The sequence below is a fragment of the Pseudonocardia wallangbongensis genome, assembly GCF_054486945.1.
Genome location: NZ_JBRERS010000008.1, coordinates 22,717 through 38,833, shown reverse-complemented (window position 1 = coordinate 38,833; position 16,117 = coordinate 22,717). Strand labels below are relative to the sequence as shown.

The 16,117-nt window shown below is 72.8% G+C and carries 15 protein-coding genes; 6 read left to right on the top strand and 9 right to left on the bottom strand.

Annotation, left to right across the window (positions count from 1 at the left end; all coding sequences use genetic code 11):
- Positions 1-52 precede the first annotated feature (52 nt).
- The 3 genes from ACU436_RS26600 (at position 53) to ACU436_RS26590 (ending at position 3,252) form a co-directional block, all read left to right on the top strand.
- Entirely contained in the window at positions 53-1,018 is a 966-nt protein-coding gene (locus ACU436_RS26600) for a GlxA family transcriptional regulator (protein ID WP_459029684.1), read from the top strand.
- Positions 1,019-1,167: 149 nt separating this feature from the next.
- Positions 1,168-2,520 (top strand): FAD-dependent oxidoreductase, encoded by a 1,353-nt coding sequence (locus ACU436_RS26595; RefSeq protein WP_459029683.1) that lies wholly within the window; start codon positions 1,168-1,170, stop codon positions 2,518-2,520.
- Positions 2,521-2,532: 12 nt separating this feature from the next.
- The gene (locus ACU436_RS26590; RefSeq protein ID WP_459029682.1) at positions 2,533-3,252 is read left to right on the top strand and encodes a DUF2293 domain-containing protein; all 720 of its coding nucleotides are present in this window, start codon (positions 2,533-2,535) and stop codon (positions 3,250-3,252) included.
- A gap of 47 nt (positions 3,253-3,299) precedes the next feature.
- Here the strand turns inward: ACU436_RS26590 and ACU436_RS26585 are convergent, their stop codons facing one another.
- Both ACU436_RS26585 and ACU436_RS26580 read right to left on the bottom strand, forming a co-directional pair.
- Entirely contained in the window at positions 3,300-4,151 is an 852-nt protein-coding gene (locus ACU436_RS26585; RefSeq protein WP_459029681.1) for an LLM class flavin-dependent oxidoreductase, read from the bottom strand.
- A gap of 31 nt (positions 4,152-4,182) precedes the next feature.
- Positions 4,183-4,566, bottom strand: a complete 384-nt coding sequence (locus tag ACU436_RS26580; RefSeq protein ID WP_459029680.1) for a nuclear transport factor 2 family protein — start codon at positions 4,564-4,566, stop codon at positions 4,183-4,185.
- A 73-nt stretch (positions 4,567-4,639) separates the two neighbouring features.
- On the opposite strand from ACU436_RS26580, the gene ACU436_RS26575 reads away from it, so the two are divergent.
- Positions 4,640-5,077, top strand: coding sequence for a MarR family winged helix-turn-helix transcriptional regulator (locus tag ACU436_RS26575; protein ID WP_459029679.1), 438 nt, complete (start codon positions 4,640-4,642; stop codon positions 5,075-5,077).
- A 1-nt stretch (position 5,078) separates the two neighbouring features.
- On the opposite strand, the gene ACU436_RS26570 is transcribed toward ACU436_RS26575, so the two are convergent.
- The 7 genes from ACU436_RS26570 to ACU436_RS26540 form a co-directional block, all read right to left on the bottom strand.
- Positions 5,079-5,354 carry a hypothetical protein gene (locus tag ACU436_RS26570; protein ID WP_459029678.1) on the bottom strand — a complete coding sequence of 92 codons (276 nt, stop codon included), beginning with the start codon at positions 5,352-5,354 and terminating at the stop codon, positions 5,079-5,081.
- 189 nt (positions 5,355-5,543) lie between these two features.
- Entirely contained in the window at positions 5,544-6,611 is a 1,068-nt protein-coding gene (locus ACU436_RS26565) for a LacI family DNA-binding transcriptional regulator (protein ID WP_459029677.1), read from the bottom strand.
- A gap of 46 nt (positions 6,612-6,657) precedes the next feature.
- Positions 6,658-7,548 carry a carbohydrate ABC transporter permease gene (locus ACU436_RS26560; RefSeq protein WP_459029676.1) on the bottom strand — a complete coding sequence of 297 codons (891 nt, stop codon included), beginning with the start codon at positions 7,546-7,548 and terminating at the stop codon, positions 6,658-6,660.
- A complete protein-coding gene (locus ACU436_RS26555; protein ID WP_459029675.1) occupies positions 7,548-8,459 on the bottom strand; it encodes a carbohydrate ABC transporter permease in 912 nt (303 codons plus the stop codon). Before ACU436_RS26555 ends, ACU436_RS26560 begins: the two co-directional genes overlap by 1 nt.
- A complete protein-coding gene (locus ACU436_RS26550) occupies positions 8,456-9,730 on the bottom strand; it encodes an ABC transporter substrate-binding protein (RefSeq protein WP_459029674.1) in 1,275 nt (424 codons plus the stop codon). The genes ACU436_RS26555 and ACU436_RS26550 overlap by 4 nt, the downstream gene beginning before the upstream one ends.
- A complete protein-coding gene (locus tag ACU436_RS26545; protein ID WP_459029673.1) occupies positions 9,727-11,232 on the bottom strand; it encodes a sulfatase-like hydrolase/transferase in 1,506 nt (501 codons plus the stop codon). Before ACU436_RS26545 ends, ACU436_RS26550 begins: the two co-directional genes overlap by 4 nt.
- Before the next feature lie 522 nt (positions 11,233-11,754).
- On the bottom strand, positions 11,755-13,506 hold the full coding sequence (locus tag ACU436_RS26540) for a sigma-54-dependent Fis family transcriptional regulator (RefSeq protein WP_459029672.1): 1,752 nt from the start codon (positions 13,504-13,506) through the stop codon (positions 11,755-11,757).
- 140 nt (positions 13,507-13,646) lie between these two features.
- On the opposite strand from ACU436_RS26540, the gene ACU436_RS26535 reads away from it, so the two are divergent.
- Both ACU436_RS26535 and ACU436_RS26530 read left to right on the top strand, forming a co-directional pair.
- Positions 13,647-15,152, top strand: coding sequence for a flavin-containing monooxygenase (locus ACU436_RS26535; RefSeq protein ID WP_459029671.1), 1,506 nt, complete (start codon positions 13,647-13,649; stop codon positions 15,150-15,152).
- A 10-nt stretch (positions 15,153-15,162) separates the two neighbouring features.
- Positions 15,163-15,978: an alpha/beta fold hydrolase gene (locus tag ACU436_RS26530; protein WP_459029670.1), complete on the top strand. Its 816-nt coding sequence runs from the start codon at positions 15,163-15,165 to the stop codon at positions 15,976-15,978.
- Positions 15,979-16,117 lie beyond the last annotated feature (139 nt).

The following is a 16,117-nucleotide window of genomic DNA, read 5'->3' as shown; positions in this document are numbered from 1 at the left end:
ACAGTGGCAGAACTGACTACCTCAATTAAGATCCTGCCACTACACTGTCGGCATGTTGTCCACGGTCGCCGCGCTGGTGATCCCCCCGGCCACCCCGTTCGAGTTCGGCACGATCTGCGAGGTCTTCGGCATCGACCGCACCGCGGACGGGGTGCCGCCGATCGAGCTGAGGGTGTGCGGAGAGGTGGCGGGGCAGCCCATCCGCACGTCGGTCGGCGTCGACATGGTCCCGTCCCGCGGTCTCGACGGGCTGCGCGGCGCCGACCTCGTGGCGATCTCGGCGACGCGGGCCCGGGAGTTCTCCGACGAGGTGCTCGACGCGGTGCGCGACGCCGCCGCGGCGGGCAGCACGCTGCTGAGCGTGTGCTCGGGGGCGTTCGTGCTCGGGGCGGCCGGCCTGCTCGACGGCCGGCCGTGCACCACCCACTGGGACACCGCCGACGAGCTGCGCGAGCGGTACCCGCGCGCTCGCATCGACCCGGACGTGCTGTTCGTCGACGACGGCAACCTGATCACCAGCGCGGGCACGGCCGCCGGTATCGACGCCTGCCTGCACCTGGTGCGGCGGGAGCTGGGCAGCGCCGCCGTCAACGTGATCGCCCGGCGGATGGTCGTGCCGCCGCAGCGCGACGGCGGGCAGCGCCAGTACATCGAGCAGCCGGCGCCGGTGTGCCGGTCGGACGGGCTGGCCCCCGTGCTGGACTGGGCGCTCGAGCACCTGGAGGTCGAGCACTCGGTGTCCGACCTCGCGCGCCGCGCCCGGATGTCGGACCGCAGCTTCGCGCGGCGATTCGTGGCCGAGACCGGCACCACCCCGCACAAGTGGCTCACGCTGCAGCGGGTGCTGCGGGCGCAGCGGCTCCTGGAGGACACCGACCTCGGCATCGACGACGTCGCGGAGCGTTGCGGCTTCGGCAGCGCCGCGCTGCTGCGCCACCACTTCCGCAAGGTGGTCGGGGTGGCGCCGGTCGACTTCCGCCGCACGTTCGCGGCGCGGGCCGCCCTCGTCGGAAGCTGAGGGCGCGACATCCGACGGTCCCCGGACGGAAGGACCTGCGACTAGGGTCGGTCCTACGTACACCAGCTGCCGCGCACCCGACGAGGCGGCCCCCGGCCGTTCGGCCGGCTCCCCGACTGATGCCTCCACCACCACAGGAGATGAACCACATGCAGCAGCGACAGGCCCGGGTCGCGGTGATCGGAGCGGGCCCGTCCGGTCTGTATGCCGCCGCCGCCTTGCTGGGCGCCGACCAGCCGCTCGTGGTGGATGTGCTGGACCGGCTGCCGGCGCCGTACGGCCTCGTCCGCTACGGGGTGGCACCCGACCACGTGAAGATGAAGTCCGTCATCCGCGTGTTGCAGCGGCCCTTCGACCCGGCCCAGATCGAGTTCCTGGGTGGCGTGCACATCGGTGACGACGGGGTGCCGCTGGACGTCGTGCGGCAGCACTTCCACGCGGTCGTCCACGCCACGGGCAGCTCGGTGGACCGCGGTCTCGGCGTGCCCGGCGAGGACCTGGCCGGCTCGCTGGGCTCGGGGGCGTTCGTCAGCTGGTACTGCGGACACCCCGATCACACGAAGCTGCAGCCGCTCCTCGACCACCCGGGCGTCGCCGTGGTCGGCGCGGGCAACGTCGCGCTCGACGTGGCGCGCGTGCTGGCGAAGACCGCCGACGAGATGGCGGAGACCGACATCCCCGGCCCGGTGCTCGACGTCCTGCGCTCGAGCGCGGTCCGCGACATCCACGTGCTGATCCGGCGCGGGCCCCAGCACATCCGCTTCACCCCCGCGGAGCTGCGCCAGATCGGCGAGCTGGCGGGCGCCGACGTGCTCGTGCACGACGAGGGCCTGCTCGCCGCGGGGATCGAGGAGCCGGAGGACCGGCGGCACCGGCAGATGCTCGACATGCTCTCCGGGTGGTCGGCGGGCGAGCCCACCGGCAAGCCGCGCCGGATCCACCTGCGCTTCCTGCGGTCCCCGGTGCGGATCGTCGGATCGGACGGCCGGGTCAGCGGCGTGGTCGTCGAGCGCAACGTGCTTCGCGACGGGCGGGTCGTCGGCACCGGCGAGCACGAGACCCTCGACGTCGGGCTCGTCGTGCGGGCGATCGGGTACGACGCCGAACCGATCCCCGGGCTGCCGTTCGACGCGGCCACCGGCACCGTCCCGAACGAGGGTGGACGGGTGGTGCGCGACGGGAAGCCGGTGCCCGGGGCGTACGTCACGGGCTGGATCAAGCGCGGCCCCACCGGGGTGATCGGCACGAACAAGTCCGACGCCGTGGAGACGGTCGCCGCGTTGCTGGAGGACCTCCCCGGCCTGCCCGACCCGGTGCATCCCGACCCCGCGGCCTTCCGCGCCGCGCTCGCCGGCCACGGCGTGCGTCCCGTGGACTGGACGGCGTGGCTGCGGGTCGACGCGGAGGAGGTGCGCCGCGGCGGGCTTCGGGGTGCGGAGCGGGTGAAGGTCGCCGAGCTGGCCGAGATGCTGGACACCGCACACGGGGCGACCACGGGCTGATCGGGAGGGGGATTGCCTTCACGGCGGCGGCGCGTCGAGGGCGCGGCGCGGGACGAGCAGGCGGCGGGCCGGCAGGGCCGGCCGCCGGAGCTGCTGGTGATCTCGTCCGTGCGGGACTGGACCTGCACCGGCTGCGGTGCGCAGAACGGCGACCTCCTCGTGATGGAGGACGCCGGTCCGCTCTGCCTCGCGTGCGCCGACCTCGACACCCTCGTGTTCCTGCCCGCGGGCGACGCCGCGCTCACCCGCAGGGCGAAGCGGGCGAGCGCCCTGTCCGCCGTGGTGGTCCGGTGGACCCGGTCCCGCAGGCGCTACGAGCGGCAGGGGATCCTCGTGGCGGACGCGGCGCTGCGACAGGCCGAGGAGAGCTGCCTCGCCGACGAGGACGCGCGGCACCGGCAGCGGGAACGTGACCGTGAGCGCCGGGCCCGCCAGGACGTCGAGCTCACCGCACGGATGGCCGGGGAGATCGGGAAGCTGTTCCCGGGGTGCCCGCCGCGGCGGGCCGAGGCGATCGCGGCGCACACCGCGCTGCGGGGCAGCGGCCGGGTCGGGCGCAGCGCGGCCGGTCGGGCCCTGGAGGAGAGCGCAATCGTCAGTGCGGTGGTCGCCTCGGCCCGGCACGAGGACACCGAGTACGACGCGCTGCTGATGGCCGGCGTCCCGCGGGACGAGGCCCGGGCCCGGGTGCGGCCGGTGGTCGACGCCACGCTGGACCGCTGGCGCGAGTGATCCCCACTCCGGCCCAGGGGAGCGATCGGCACCCTCGCGCTCGGCGATCAGCCGGCGATGAGGCCGGCGCCCGCGGTCAGGCGGGCCAGGTCGGCGTCGGTCCACGGCGCTCGGGTGATGACGCCGATGTGCTCGACGCCCAGCACGCCCAGGGCCGCGCAGCGCTCGGCGAACGCCTCGGGCGTCTCGTCGGGGTGCAGCGCAGTGCCGACGGTGGTCTCGATCTCCGCCCGCGGCCGGCCGATCGCCTCGCACTCGCGCGCGAGGACGTCGAGCTTGCGGCGCAGGGTCACGCCACCGTCGGGGATGTCGAAGAGGTTGCACGCGTCGGCGTAGCGGGCCACCAGCGGTAGCGTCTTCTTCTCGCCGTGCCCGCCGACCAGGATCCGTGGCCGGTGCGCGGGCGTGGGGTGGTTCAGGGGTCGTTCGGCGTGCACGTGCTTGCCCTCGAACGCGGAGTCGTCGCCCGCGAACATCCGGTGGGCCAGCCGCAGCGTGTCCTCCAGCCGCTCGAACCGCTCGGCCAGCGGCGGCATGGGGATGCCCATCTGCGCCGCCTCCTGCTCGTGGTAGCCGGTGCCGACGCCCAGCCAGGCGCGCCCGCCGGACAGCGCGGCGAGCGTGCTGACGGCCTTGATCAGCAGTGTGGCGGGCCGGAACGTGATGGGGCTGACCATGGCGCCCAGCCGCACCCGCTCGCTGCGGGCCGCGAGCCAGCCGAGCGCGGTGTAGGCCTCGAGGTGCGGGTCGGTGGGGTCGGTGCCGGGGGCGTACTGGACGAGGTGGTCGGGCACCCAGACCGTGTCGATCCCGCCCTCGTCGGCGGCGCGCACGATCCCGGCCAGCGGGGTGTGGTCGGCGGTCGTCGGGAACTGGCTGATGCTCAGGCTGACGCGCATGGGAGGCCTCCTCGGCCGATGAGGTGGTGGGTCAGGCGGGCGGGGTGACCATCGGGCTCAGGTGCACGCCGGCCATCAGCCAGCGCCCGTCGCGGCGGGCCGCGATGTGGGTGCCGCGGAACCGGCCGCCCGCGGGGGTGCCCTGGTAGGTGGCTTCCTGCGTGCGGACGCCGATGGCCACGGCGGTGTCGCCGTAGTCGCGGACACGCACGTCGTCCCAGTTCAGCGCCTGGATCCGAAGGGCGCCGGACCGGTAGCCGGCGAACCACTGCTCGCGCTCCAGGACGAACCCCGCGGGCCCGACCAGCGTGAAGTCGGCGGTGCTCATCGTCTGGAGGGCGTCGACGTCGCCGCGCTGCTCGGCCTCGGCCCAGCGGCTGCCCAGCTCGCGGATGTCGTTCTCGGTGGTGGTCATGCCGAGAACGATAGGCATCTAACGGTTAGGCGTCAATACGTTAGATGTCGAACGCTTCTGCTAGGCTGCGCCCATGCCTGGACCGCCACGGGGGATGCCGATCGGACGCCGGCTCGCGAGCACGGCGAAGGAGGTCAGCCGCGCCTTCGGCGAGGCACTCGCCGCAGCGGGGGGCACCGAGCACATCTGGCTGATCCTGCTCGCACTCAAGACCCGCGAGAACGCCAACCAGCGCGCGCTCGCCGCAGCCGTCGGGATCCAGGGGGCCACGCTGACCCATCACCTCAACGGGATGGAGGAGGGCGGGCTCGTCCGGCGCCGGCGCGACCCGCAGAACCGGCGCATCCACGTGGTGGAGCTGACGCCCGACGGTGAGGCGGCGTTCCACCGGATGCGCACGGCCGCCGTCGACTTCGACGAGCGGCTGCGGGGCGACCTGTCCGACGACGAGCTGGAGCGCGCCGACGCGGTGCTCGCCCGGCTCCGCGCCAACGTCGCCCGGGAGCCGTGAGCTAGCAGGGCTCGACGGAGACGACCGTCGGCACGGCGCCGAGCCGGTCGGCGAAGGTGTCGCACTCGGCGGCCGTGAGCGACACGGTGCAGGTGACCGAGCTGTACGGGACGCCGTCGCGGACCTCGACGGCGAACTCGCGCACGGGGAACCCGCATGCGCGAAGCGCGGTGCCGATGTCGAGGACGCCTTGCATGCCGCCGGTGGTCACGATCTCGCGGCGGCGCTGGAGGCGCGGTGCCCCGGTGTTGCGGGGGGAGTGGTCGAGAACAGTCATTTCTTCGGCTCCGGATTCCACGGATGGTGGGTGCCGAGCCAGGCCTCGGAGGTGGGGGAGCGGGGCGCGCCGGCGGCCTGGCTCAGCCGACGCGCGGCGGTACTGCCGCGGCGAGGGCGAGGGCGATGCGCATGACTCCAGCGTAACCCTCGTCACGTCCGCAGGTGTGCCGGGTCGACCCCGCGTGTCTCAGGGCGTGGCCCGTCCGAAGGGGAGGGTGGCGTCGTGGAGCAGATCGGGCTCGACGAAGGCCGCCCCCGCCATGCCGGCCGTGCTCTCCCGCACGATCAGCTCGAACCCGACGGCGATCTCACGCGGTGCGTGGGTGCCCTCCTGCTGCGCCGACAGCGACGTGACGGCCGCCCGGGCGATCGCCGCCCGGTCGGGGGAGATCGAGGTCAGGGTGGGCGTGGATGCCATGCCGTAGGGGATGTCGTCGAAGCCGGCCACCGCGACGTCCTCGGGGACCCGCAGCCCGTGCAGGTGCAGCGAGCGGATGGCGCCGAGCGCGACCCAGTCGGTGACGCAGAAGACGGCGTCCGGGCGGGGCCCGGGGCCGGCGAGGATCGCGTTCATCGCGGCCTCGCCCGCCTCGCCGCGGTTGCTGGGAACGGGCCTGACGAGCTCGGGGTCGACCTCGAGCCCCCGCTGTGCCAGCGCGGTGGCGTACCCCGCGAAGCGCTGGCGGTCGGTGCCCACGGTCGAGTTGCCGATCATCGCGACGCGGCGCCGGCCGAGATCCAGCAGGTGCGACACCGCGAGGCGGGCGGCCGCCACGTTGTCGACGACGATGTGGTCGGCAACGCCGCCGGCGGGCCGTTCCCCGAGCAGCACCAGCGGGGTCCGGTCGCCGCGCCGCCCGATCTCGTCGGGGGCGACCCGCAGCGGGCTGAACACGAGCCCGTCGACGCGCTGGGCGAACCGGCCCGCGAGGACCGCTCGCTCCTTCTCGGCGTCGCCGCGGGTCTGCTGGATCAGCACCACCCAGCCCTGCTCCTCGGCGGCCTCCAGGACGTGCATCGACAGCGACGCGAAGTAGGGCATGTCGAGCTGCGGCACGACGAGGGCGATCATCCCCGCCCGGCCGCGGGCGAGGTTGCGCGCCGACAGGTTGGGCCGGTAGCCCACCTCCTCGATCGCTGCGAGCACCTTCGCCCGCATCGCCTCCGAGACGTGGACGTACCCGTTGATGACGTTGGAGACGGTCTTCATCGAGACGCCGGCGCGGTCGGCGACGTCCTGCAGACGGGGCTTCATCCGGCCGGTGCACCGACGAGCATGGCGCCCAGGATAGAGGCGCGCGTCACTTCAGCCCCGTGTGCGCCATCCCGGCCACGATCTTGCGCTGGAAGACCACGAACACGGCGACGACGGGCACGAGTGTCACGATGCTCATCGCGAACATCTGGCCCCACTCCGACTCACCCGACGCGTCGAGGAACGAGCGCAGCGCCAGCGGCACGGTGAGGTTCTCCGGGCTGGACAGGTAGATCAGCTGGCTGAAGAAGTCGTTGTAGGTCCAGATGAACGAGAAGATCGCGGTGGTCACCAGCGCGGGCCGCAGCAGCGGCATCACGACACGCAGGTAGATCTGGAAGGGCCCGCAGCCGTCGATCCGGGCCGCCTCGTACAGCTCGCGCGGCAGCCCGCGGATGAACTGCACCATCAGGAACACGAAGAACGCGTCGGTGGCGAGGAACTTCGGCACCACCAGCGGCAGGAACGTGTCGATCCAGCCGAGGTCGCGGAAGATCGCGTACTGGGCGATGAGGGTGACGTGGTGCGGCAGCATGATCGTGGCGAGCATGAGCGCGAAGAACGGCCCGCTTCCGATGAACCGCATCCGGGCGAACGCGTAGGCGGCGAGCGAGCAGGACAGGATGTTGCCGATCACCACGCCGGTGCACACCAGCAGCGAGTTCAGCAGGTAGACCCAGAACGGCAGGCCCGGCCCGTCCCAGCCCTCGGCGTAGTTCGTGGCCGTGGGCGCGGCGGGCAGCAGCGACGGGGACGTGAAGATCTCCGCCGGTGTCTTGAACGAGCTCGCCAGCATCCACAGGACCGGGTAGAGCATGATCGCCGCGCCCAGGCAGAGGCCGGCGTGGGCGAGCAGCCTGCGTCGGCGCCGGCGGGCTGCGGGAGCGGGGTCGGCTGGGGCGGCCGGGGCCGTGCGGGTCGTCGTGATCGCGGCCATCAGCGCAGCCCTCCCGGCTCGTCCTCGGTGAACACCCAGTACCGGCGGAACAGGAAGTTCAGGCCGGTCAGGACACCGATGATCAGCAGCAACACCCATGCCAGCGCCGCGGCGTAGCCCATCTCGAAGTCGCCGAACGCGCGTTGGTACAGGTAGAGCGTGTAGAACAGCGTCGAGTCGGACGGGCCGCCGGTGCCGCCGGAGACGATGAACGCCGGCGTGAACGCCTGGAACGCCCCGATCGTCTGCAGCACCAGGTTGAAGAAGATGATCGGCGACAGCAGCGGCAGCGTGATCCGCACGAAGCGCTGCCACGCGCTCGCCCCGTCGATCGTCGCCGCCTCGTAGACGTCGTCCGGGATCTGGCGCAGGCCGGCGAGGAAGATCACCATCGGCGCCCCGAACTGCCAGACGCGCAGCACCACGAGCGTCAGCAAGGAGTACTGGGGGGACGACACCCAGCCCGGGCCGTCGATGCCGACGAGCGCGAGGACGTCGTTGACCAGGCCGTCGCGGCCGAAGATCTGGCGCCACAGGATGGCGACGGCGACGCTGCCGCCGAGCAGGCTGGGCAGGTAGTAGATGGCGCGGTAGGCCGCGAGCCCGCGCAGGCCCCGGTTCAGCACCACCGCGACGAGCAGGGCGAACACCAGCTCCAGCGGTACCGACAGCGCGACGTACCCGAAGGTCACGCGCAGCGCGCTCCGGAACCGCTCGTCCTCGGCGAGGCGGGCGTAGTTGTCCCACCCGACCCACCGGGGGTCGCCGAGCAGCGCGTAGTCGGTGAACGAGTAGTACAGCGACATCAGCATCGGCCCGAGCGTGATCCCGAGCATGCCGACGATCCACGGCGCGAGGAAGGCGTACGCGGGCAGGCTCCCGCGCAGGCGGGAGGCGGTCCCCGCCGTCATGACGAGAGGATGCGGTCGGCCTCGTCGACGATGGCGGTCGCCGCGGCGGCCGGGTCGGACCGCCCGAAGCCGACGTCCTCGTTGTGGCGTTTGAACGTGTCGAGCAGCTCGCCGTACCCCCGTGGCCATGCCGGGGGCGGCGGTCCCACCTGGCCGCTGACCGCCTCCACGAGGGCGACCGCCTTGCCCGCGGCGGAGCCCGGGTCGGCGCCCAGGAGCTCGCGCGTGCGGGGCGACGGCGGGATCCCGAGCGTGATGCCGATGGCCTGGTTCGCGCGCTCGTCGTTGACCAGGAAGTCGACGAGCTCCGCGGCGCGTTCCGCATCGCCGGTCTCGGAGGAGACGCACCAGAAGTCGAGCGCCTTGACGAACTGGCCCGAGAGCGCCCCGTCGGAGCCGGCCGGAGCAGCGACGACGTCGAGCGGGTCCGGCACGAGCGGCTGGTAGAAGGTGGCCTGCTGCACCCAGCCGAACTCGATCGGGGACCGCCCGGCGGTCAGCGTCGAGGTCTCGAACGTCGTCGACTCCGTGGTGATGTCGGCCGGCGGGGCCGCGCCGTCGCGGCGCAGCGCGTCCCAGAAGGTGAGCCACTCCTCGATCACGTCCCGGCCGACCGCCAGGGCCCCGTCGGCGGTGAACAGGTCGGTGCCGTGCTGGCGGGCGAAGACGTCGAAGATCTGGATGTTGCCGCAGACGTCGGCGGTGCCGTACCGGCCGTCGCCCGCCGCGGCCGCGAACGACCGCGCGAGCTGCGCGAGGTCGTCCCACGTCCAGCCGGTCTGCGGGACCTGCAGGCCGACCGCCTCGATCTGGGCCCGGTTGACGAACGCCGCGTGCGTGATCGTGCTCTGGCCGATCCCGTAGAGGCCGCCGTCCACCGCGCCGCTGTCGGCGACCGGTTCGTCGAGGTCACCGAGCCGGATCCGGTCCTGGACGCCGGCCAGGTCGAGCAGTGCGCCACGCTGGGCGTACTCGGTGAAGTAGCTCATCGACATCCGGAAGACGTCCGGGGCCTGGCCGCCCGCGGCCTGGGTTGCGAGCTTGTCCCAGTAGTCCTTGAAGGCCGCCCGCTCGGCCGCGACCTGTGCGTCGCGGTGGTCGCCGGAGAACGCGGCGAGCGCCTTGTCCATCGCCTCGTGCACGGGACCCCCGCCGTACCAGGCGACGCGCAGACCCGCGTCCGAGCCGCCGAAGCCGCATGCGGTGGTGGAGGCGGCGAGCAGGGCGGCGGCGCCCAGCCCGAGGAAGCCCCGCCGGTCGATCCGTGTCATGAGTGCTCTCCCGTCGTCGTCGAGGGGCGGGCCCAGCGCCAGTTGTGGGGCACGGTCTTGGGGCGGTACGCGCCGGTCGGCAGGTCGTCGGCGACCCGCACCATCCAGCGCGCGAGGAGCACGAGCAGCGCGTCGCGGACGCCGGCGAGCTCCGGGTCGTCGAAGAGGTTGTGCAGCTCGGCGGGGTCGGCGTCGAGGTCGTAGAGCTCCCCGGCGCCGTCGGCGTCCATCAGGAGCTTGTGCCGGCCGGCCCGCACCATCCGCTGCCCGCCGCTCTGCGTCACCGAGTTGAGCTCGTCGAAGGTGGCGCCCTCGTAGGGGAAGTGCAGCGGCGGGCGCTCGTCGGCCCCGTAGCCGACGCCGCCGTAGCCGAGCTCGGCGTAGATGCTGTCGAACTCCCCGGGCGGCGGGTCCTGCCCGGCGAGCAGCGGTGCGAGGCTGCGGCCCTGCACGCCCTCGGGCACGGCCGCCCCGGCCAGCTCGCACAGGGTCGGCAGCACGTCCACCATGGACACCAGCTCGGCGCGGCGGGGTTGCGCCGCGATCCCCGGCCCCGTGAACTGCAGCGGGATCCGCACCAGGCACTCCGGCATCCCGGCGCCCTTGCGCTGCAGGCCGTACTCGCCGACGTAGTCGCCGTGGTCGGACAGGAACACGATCACCGTGTCGTCCGCGCGCGGGCCGAGGTGCTCGACGAGCCTGCGGATCTGGTCGTCGAGCAGCCGGAGCATGCCGAGGTAGTTCGCCCGATAGCGGCGCCACCCCTCGTCGTAGCCCGGCCGTTTCTCCTCGACCAGCTCCCGCAGCCACCGGTACTTCGCGGACCGGCCGGGGATCGCCTCCGGGCCGGCGACCCGGTCGGGCACCTCGTCCTCCGCGAACATCCCGAAGTACGGCTCGGGGACCTGGTAGGGGTTGTGCGGCTCCGGGAACGACACCCACAGGAACATGGGCCGGTCCGGGTCGGCCTCGTCCATCGCCTCGACGGCCCCCGCGGCGATCCGGTGGGGGAGCTGCCGCTCCAGCGGGAACGGCGTCGGCTCGGGGTGCACGCCGTGGTCGAGGTCCTTCAGCCAGGCGTCGAACTCCGCGTCGCCGGCGCCGCCCTCGGGCCCGCCCGTGTGCATGTAGGGCCCGCGGAAGGAGTCGAAGTCGTCCGGGCCGCGGTACATGTGCGGCTTGCCGACGAAATGCGTGCTGTAGCCCGCCTTGCGGACGACGTCGAGCAGGTCCTCGGCGAACGTCGCGGCGTTCGGGGTGCTGTTCTGCCGCACCCGGTGCGCCGTGGGGAAGCGGCCGGTCAGCAGGCTCGTGCGCGCCGGCACGCAGGCCGGGTAGCTGGTGTAGGCGCCGGGGAAGGCCGTGCCCCTCGCCGCGAGCGAGTCGACGAACGGCATCGTGTCCAGCCCGAGGCCGCCCGCCGCGGTGAAGTCGGCGCGCTGCTGGTCGGTCATGATCAGCAGGATGTGGGGCGCGACGGGGCGTGCCGGATCTGAGGACAAGGCGTCTCCGCACAGGTGGGGACCGGGTGGTCACGCGGAGTTCTAGCAGCGATTTACAGCGCTGTAAACCCCCGGCGTGAGGACTGAGCGGCGCGTTCGCTCGCACCTGTCGAACGACGGCTGAGCACACGTCGGCATCGTGATGTGCCCTTGCCCGGGCGTGGGGCCGCGAGTGGGCAGGCCTCGCGCGCTGTCGTGGACTTACCTCGGGAGCACGCGTGGGCATGTGGCGCGTTGCGCGCGCCGGTACGGACGGGGCCGGGTGGGAGAACTACCGATCCGGTGGGCGCTCTGCCCGTTTCATGATCAGATAGACCCCATGAGTCTCAGACCAAGATCCAACCCCGAAGGTGTCGACATGATCATGGACGCGCCGGCGCGGCCGGGCGTGATCGCTGCGAGACCACGCTGAACGTCCTCGTCAGGGCAGTTTCCCGCATCTCGGATCGATCACCAGGCGCCGACCCGCGCGAGCCCCGGCCCTAGCGTCCGAGAGTGCCGTTCGCTCCGCACACCGCAGGATCAGACGGTGATCCCGTACTGCCGGATCTTGCGGTAGAGGGTGGAGCGCGCCAGGCCGAGCGCGGCGGCCGCGGCCATCCGGTTGCCGCCGGCCTCGTGCAGCGCCCCCACGATCGCGTCGAGCTCGGCCTGGTCGACGGGGCGCAGCGGGCCGCGTGCCGTGCTCTGGCAGAACGCGGGCAGGTCGGCCACGTCGATGCGGCCCACCGGACGCCGGCGCAGGGCGGCCGCGAGCGCGTCCCGGAGCTGGGACACGTTGCCCGGCCAGTCGTAGCGGCCCAGCAGCCGTTGCGCCTCCCGGGAGAGCCGAACCTCGCGATGCGGGGCCAGCTCGGCGAGCAGGGCGTCGACCAGGTCGGGCAGGTCGTGGGAGCGGTTGCGCAACGGCGGCACCGTCGCCGACGTCCGGAACAGGGCGAGCAGCGCGGCGGGCGCGGACTCCGCGGCGGTGGCGGCGATGAGCGGTGGCCCGTCGGCATCGCCGGCGAGCGCGTCGAGGAGCGCCTCCACCGCCGCGCCCGGCAGGCGGTCGACGTCGCGGAGGACGGGCAGCACCGGCGGCGACCCCGGCCGCAGGATCCGGCGGGCCACGTCCGTGGGCGCGGCCTCGACCTGCCCGGGCTCGATCGCGACCACCCGGCCGGTCTCGTACAGCTCCGAGAGGAGCGTGAACCGCCCGGTCCCGGGTTCACCCAGGACGAGGACCGCGACGCCCGCCTGCAGGGCCCGCGTCACGGTCGCCGCGGCGGCTCGCCACGCGGGGCTGCTGCTCCGCGCCACCTGCACGGGCTCGGCGCGGACCCGGCGACCGGCCGGCCGGGCGGGGACGCGGGCTGCCTCGTCGTGCACCGAGACCACCCCGACCATCCCGGCGACGGCGCCACCGGCCAGCACGGTCGATCCCCGCAACCGCACCCGGGTGCCGGACGGCAGGTCGAGCCAGTCGTCCACGGCGGGGTGGCGGACCATGACGAACCGGACGTGGTCCTGCAAGGTCGACAGGTCGCCCGGGACGAGCAGCGTCTGCATCGGCGAGTTCGCCATCACGGTCCGCTGCCCGACGGCCAGCACGGCCTGCCGGGTGCGCGCGTCGACGCGGGAGTAGACGTCGAACAGCGCCTGCTGCTGCTGGTTGCGGTCGGCCAGCAGGTTGTTCTCGATGCTCGCGGCCGCGGAGCGGACGAGCGAGTGCATGACCGGCGACGAGTTCTCGCTCAGGCAGCTGATGTCCAGCACGCCGTCGATCCGGCCCGTGAAGGGATCCCGCACCGGGGCCCCGGCGCAGGCGTAGGGCTGCAGGCTCTCGACGAAGTGCTCGGCGCCGACGATGTGCACCGAGTCGCCGAACTCCAGTACCGTGCCGACGCCGTTGGTGCCGACCGCCCCTTCCGCGTAGCCGAATCCCTGCGCGAAGTACATGCGGTCGGCGATGCGGCCGATCCACGGGCTGGTGTCCGCCCGGACGAGGAGCCGGGCCCGGTTGTCGGTGAGCGCCACGCACACCGGGATGTCCGCGAGCTGCTCGGCAAGCTGCTCGACCACCGGCCGCGCGCAGCGGACGAGGCGCGAGCCGAGGTCGAGATCGGCGTGGTACTCGGTGGTGACGACGCTCGGGTGGACGCCGCCGGCGGCGCTGCGTCGCCAGGACGCGGCCACGTGGCCGGGCACTCCGCGCAGCTCCGCCTCGGCGCACTCCAGCAGCTCGGCGCGGGCGGAGGTGAGCAGGAGCCGGCGATCCGCGAGGTCTCCCATGCGCCCGCACCTCCTCGTGCCCACCCCATCGTGCGCCCCCGGTCAAGTGCGGGCACTGTCCGATTTTGGGACGGCCCCGTCGTCCGGAGATCTCATACCGTGATCTTGACCACGCCTGATCCTCCCTCGAAGGTCGAGCCATGACGACAGCACCAGAGACAGCTCCCGAGCACGACATCCAGGACGCCGGTCACGTCGACGTCCTCGTCGTCGGCGCCGGGGTCTCCGGGATCGGCGCCGCGCACCGCCTGCGGGACGCGTTCCCCGAGCGGACGTTCACCATCCTGGAGGCCCAGGACGACCGCGGCGGCACCTGGTGGACGCACCGGTATCCGGGCGTGCGCTCGGACAGCGACCTGTTCACCTACGGGTACCGGTTCAAGCCGTGGCGCGGCCCGTCCATCGCGGCGGGGGAGGAGATCCTCGAGTACCTCGACGAGGTCATCGACGAGCACGACCTGCGGCCGCACATCCGCTACCGGCACCGGGTCGCCACCGCGAGCTGGTCCACGGAGGACCACCGGTGGACCGTGGACGTCGCCAGGGAGGACACCGGGGAGCGCCTGCGCTTCACCACCGACTTCCTGTGGATGTGCCAGGGCTACTACAACCACACGAAGCCCTACCAGCCCCGGTGGGAGGGCATGGACCGCTTCCAGGGCGAGATCGTGCACCCGCAGAGCTGGCCCGACGACCTCGACCACACCGGGAAGCGGGTCGTCGTCATCGGCTCGGGGGCCACCGCGGCGACGCTGATCCCCGCGATGGCGCAGGACGCCGCGCACGTGACGATGCTGCAGCGCTCGCCGTCCTACTGGCTCGCCTCGCCGATCACCCATGAGCTCGCCGCGACGCTGCGCCAGCTGGACATCCCGGAGGAGTGGACGCACGAGATCATGCGCCGCCAGTACATGACGCAGTTCAACTGGCTGGCCCGGACATCGCTGGAGGCGCCCGACGAGGTGCACGCGTACCTGATGGACGCCATCCGCCCGCACCTGCCCGAGGGCTTCGACGTCGAGAAGCACCTCACCCCGACCTACCGCCCGTGGCAGCAGCGCATCGCGATCGTCCCGGAGGGCGACATGTTCGCGGCCATCCGGGAGGGGAGGGCCTCGATCGTCACCGACACGATCGACGAGTTCACCGAGAAGGGCATCCGCGTCGGCTCGGGCGAGGAGATCGAGGCCGACATCGTGGTCACCGCCACCGGCTTCAACCTGTCAGCGTTCGGGGACGTCGCGTTCGCCGTCGACGGCGAGCCGGTCGACTTCACGCAACGGATCACCTGGCGCGGCATCATGATCAGCGGTGTGCCGAACATGGCCTACACGTTCGGCTACTTCCGGCACAGCTGGACGCTGCGCGTGGACCTGGTCGGCGACCTGGTGGGCCGGCTGTTCGGGCTCATGCGCGACAAGGGCGCCACCACGGTCGTCCCGACCATCCGGCCGGAGGACGCCGACATGGCGCTGCGGCCGTGGTCGGACCCGGAGAACTTCAACGCCGGCTACGTCATGCGCTCGCAGCACGTGCTGTTCAAGCAGGGCGACCGCGAGCCGTGGACGCACATGCTGGAGCACGAGGAGGAGCAGGAGATCCTGCCGAAGGCCGATCTCGACGACGGGTCGCTCGCCTACCACTGAGGAGCTCGCCATGCCCCGCAAGGCCGTCCGTACCGGCGTCACGCTGAACTACGAGGTGAGCGGCGAGGGAGAGCCGCTCCTGCTGATCATGGGAACCTCCGGCGCGATCCCGCTGTGGGCCGAGCTGCGGCCCCGGCTCGCCGAGCGCTACCGGGTGATCGCGTTCGACAACCGGGGGCTCGGCGGCAGCGAGCGCGGCGCGGGTCCGATCACCGCCGCCTCCATGGCCGAGGACGCCTCCGCGCTGCTCGAGGCCCTCGACGTACCGAGCGCCCACGCCATGGGCTGGTCGCTCGGGTCGGCGGTGGTGCAGGAGCTCGCGCTGGCGCACCCGCAGCAGGTCGCCTCGGCGGTGCTGCTCGCCACCTGGGGGCGGTGCGACGGCTTCCAGCGCGCGGTGCTGTCCGCGTTCCGGCTGCCCTACGTCGTCGGGGACATGGAGGCGGCGCTCGCCGTGTCCGGGCTGGCGTTCTCACCCGAGATCCTGGACCGTCCGGACTTCGCGCAGCTGATGGAACCGATGCTCCCCGCCTTCCCGCAGAACGAGGAGCAGATGGCGGTCACCGTGGAGCAGTGGGACGCCGACCTCGCCCTGGACACGATCGACCGCGTCGGCGGGATCGAGGCACCGACCCTGGTCGTCGTCGGCGAACAGGACCTGCTGACCCCGCCCCGGCAGGCGAAGGCGGTGGCCGACGCCATCCCGAAGGCCCGCTTCGAGCTGGTGACCGGGCCGGGGTCCAGCCACGGCGTGCACATCGAGCGCCCCGACGACGTGGTGCGCATCGTCACCGGCTTCCTCGACGAGCACCCGATGCGGCCCTGACCCCGGCGATCATGAGGTGGTGTGCGGCGCCACCGGAGACGGATGTGGCGGCCATGATCACGGCTCTGGTGCGGGGGCGGCCGCATACGGCCGTGGATGCACCGATCGGCTGATCAAGCCCGGGGTGCGGCGCGACGAC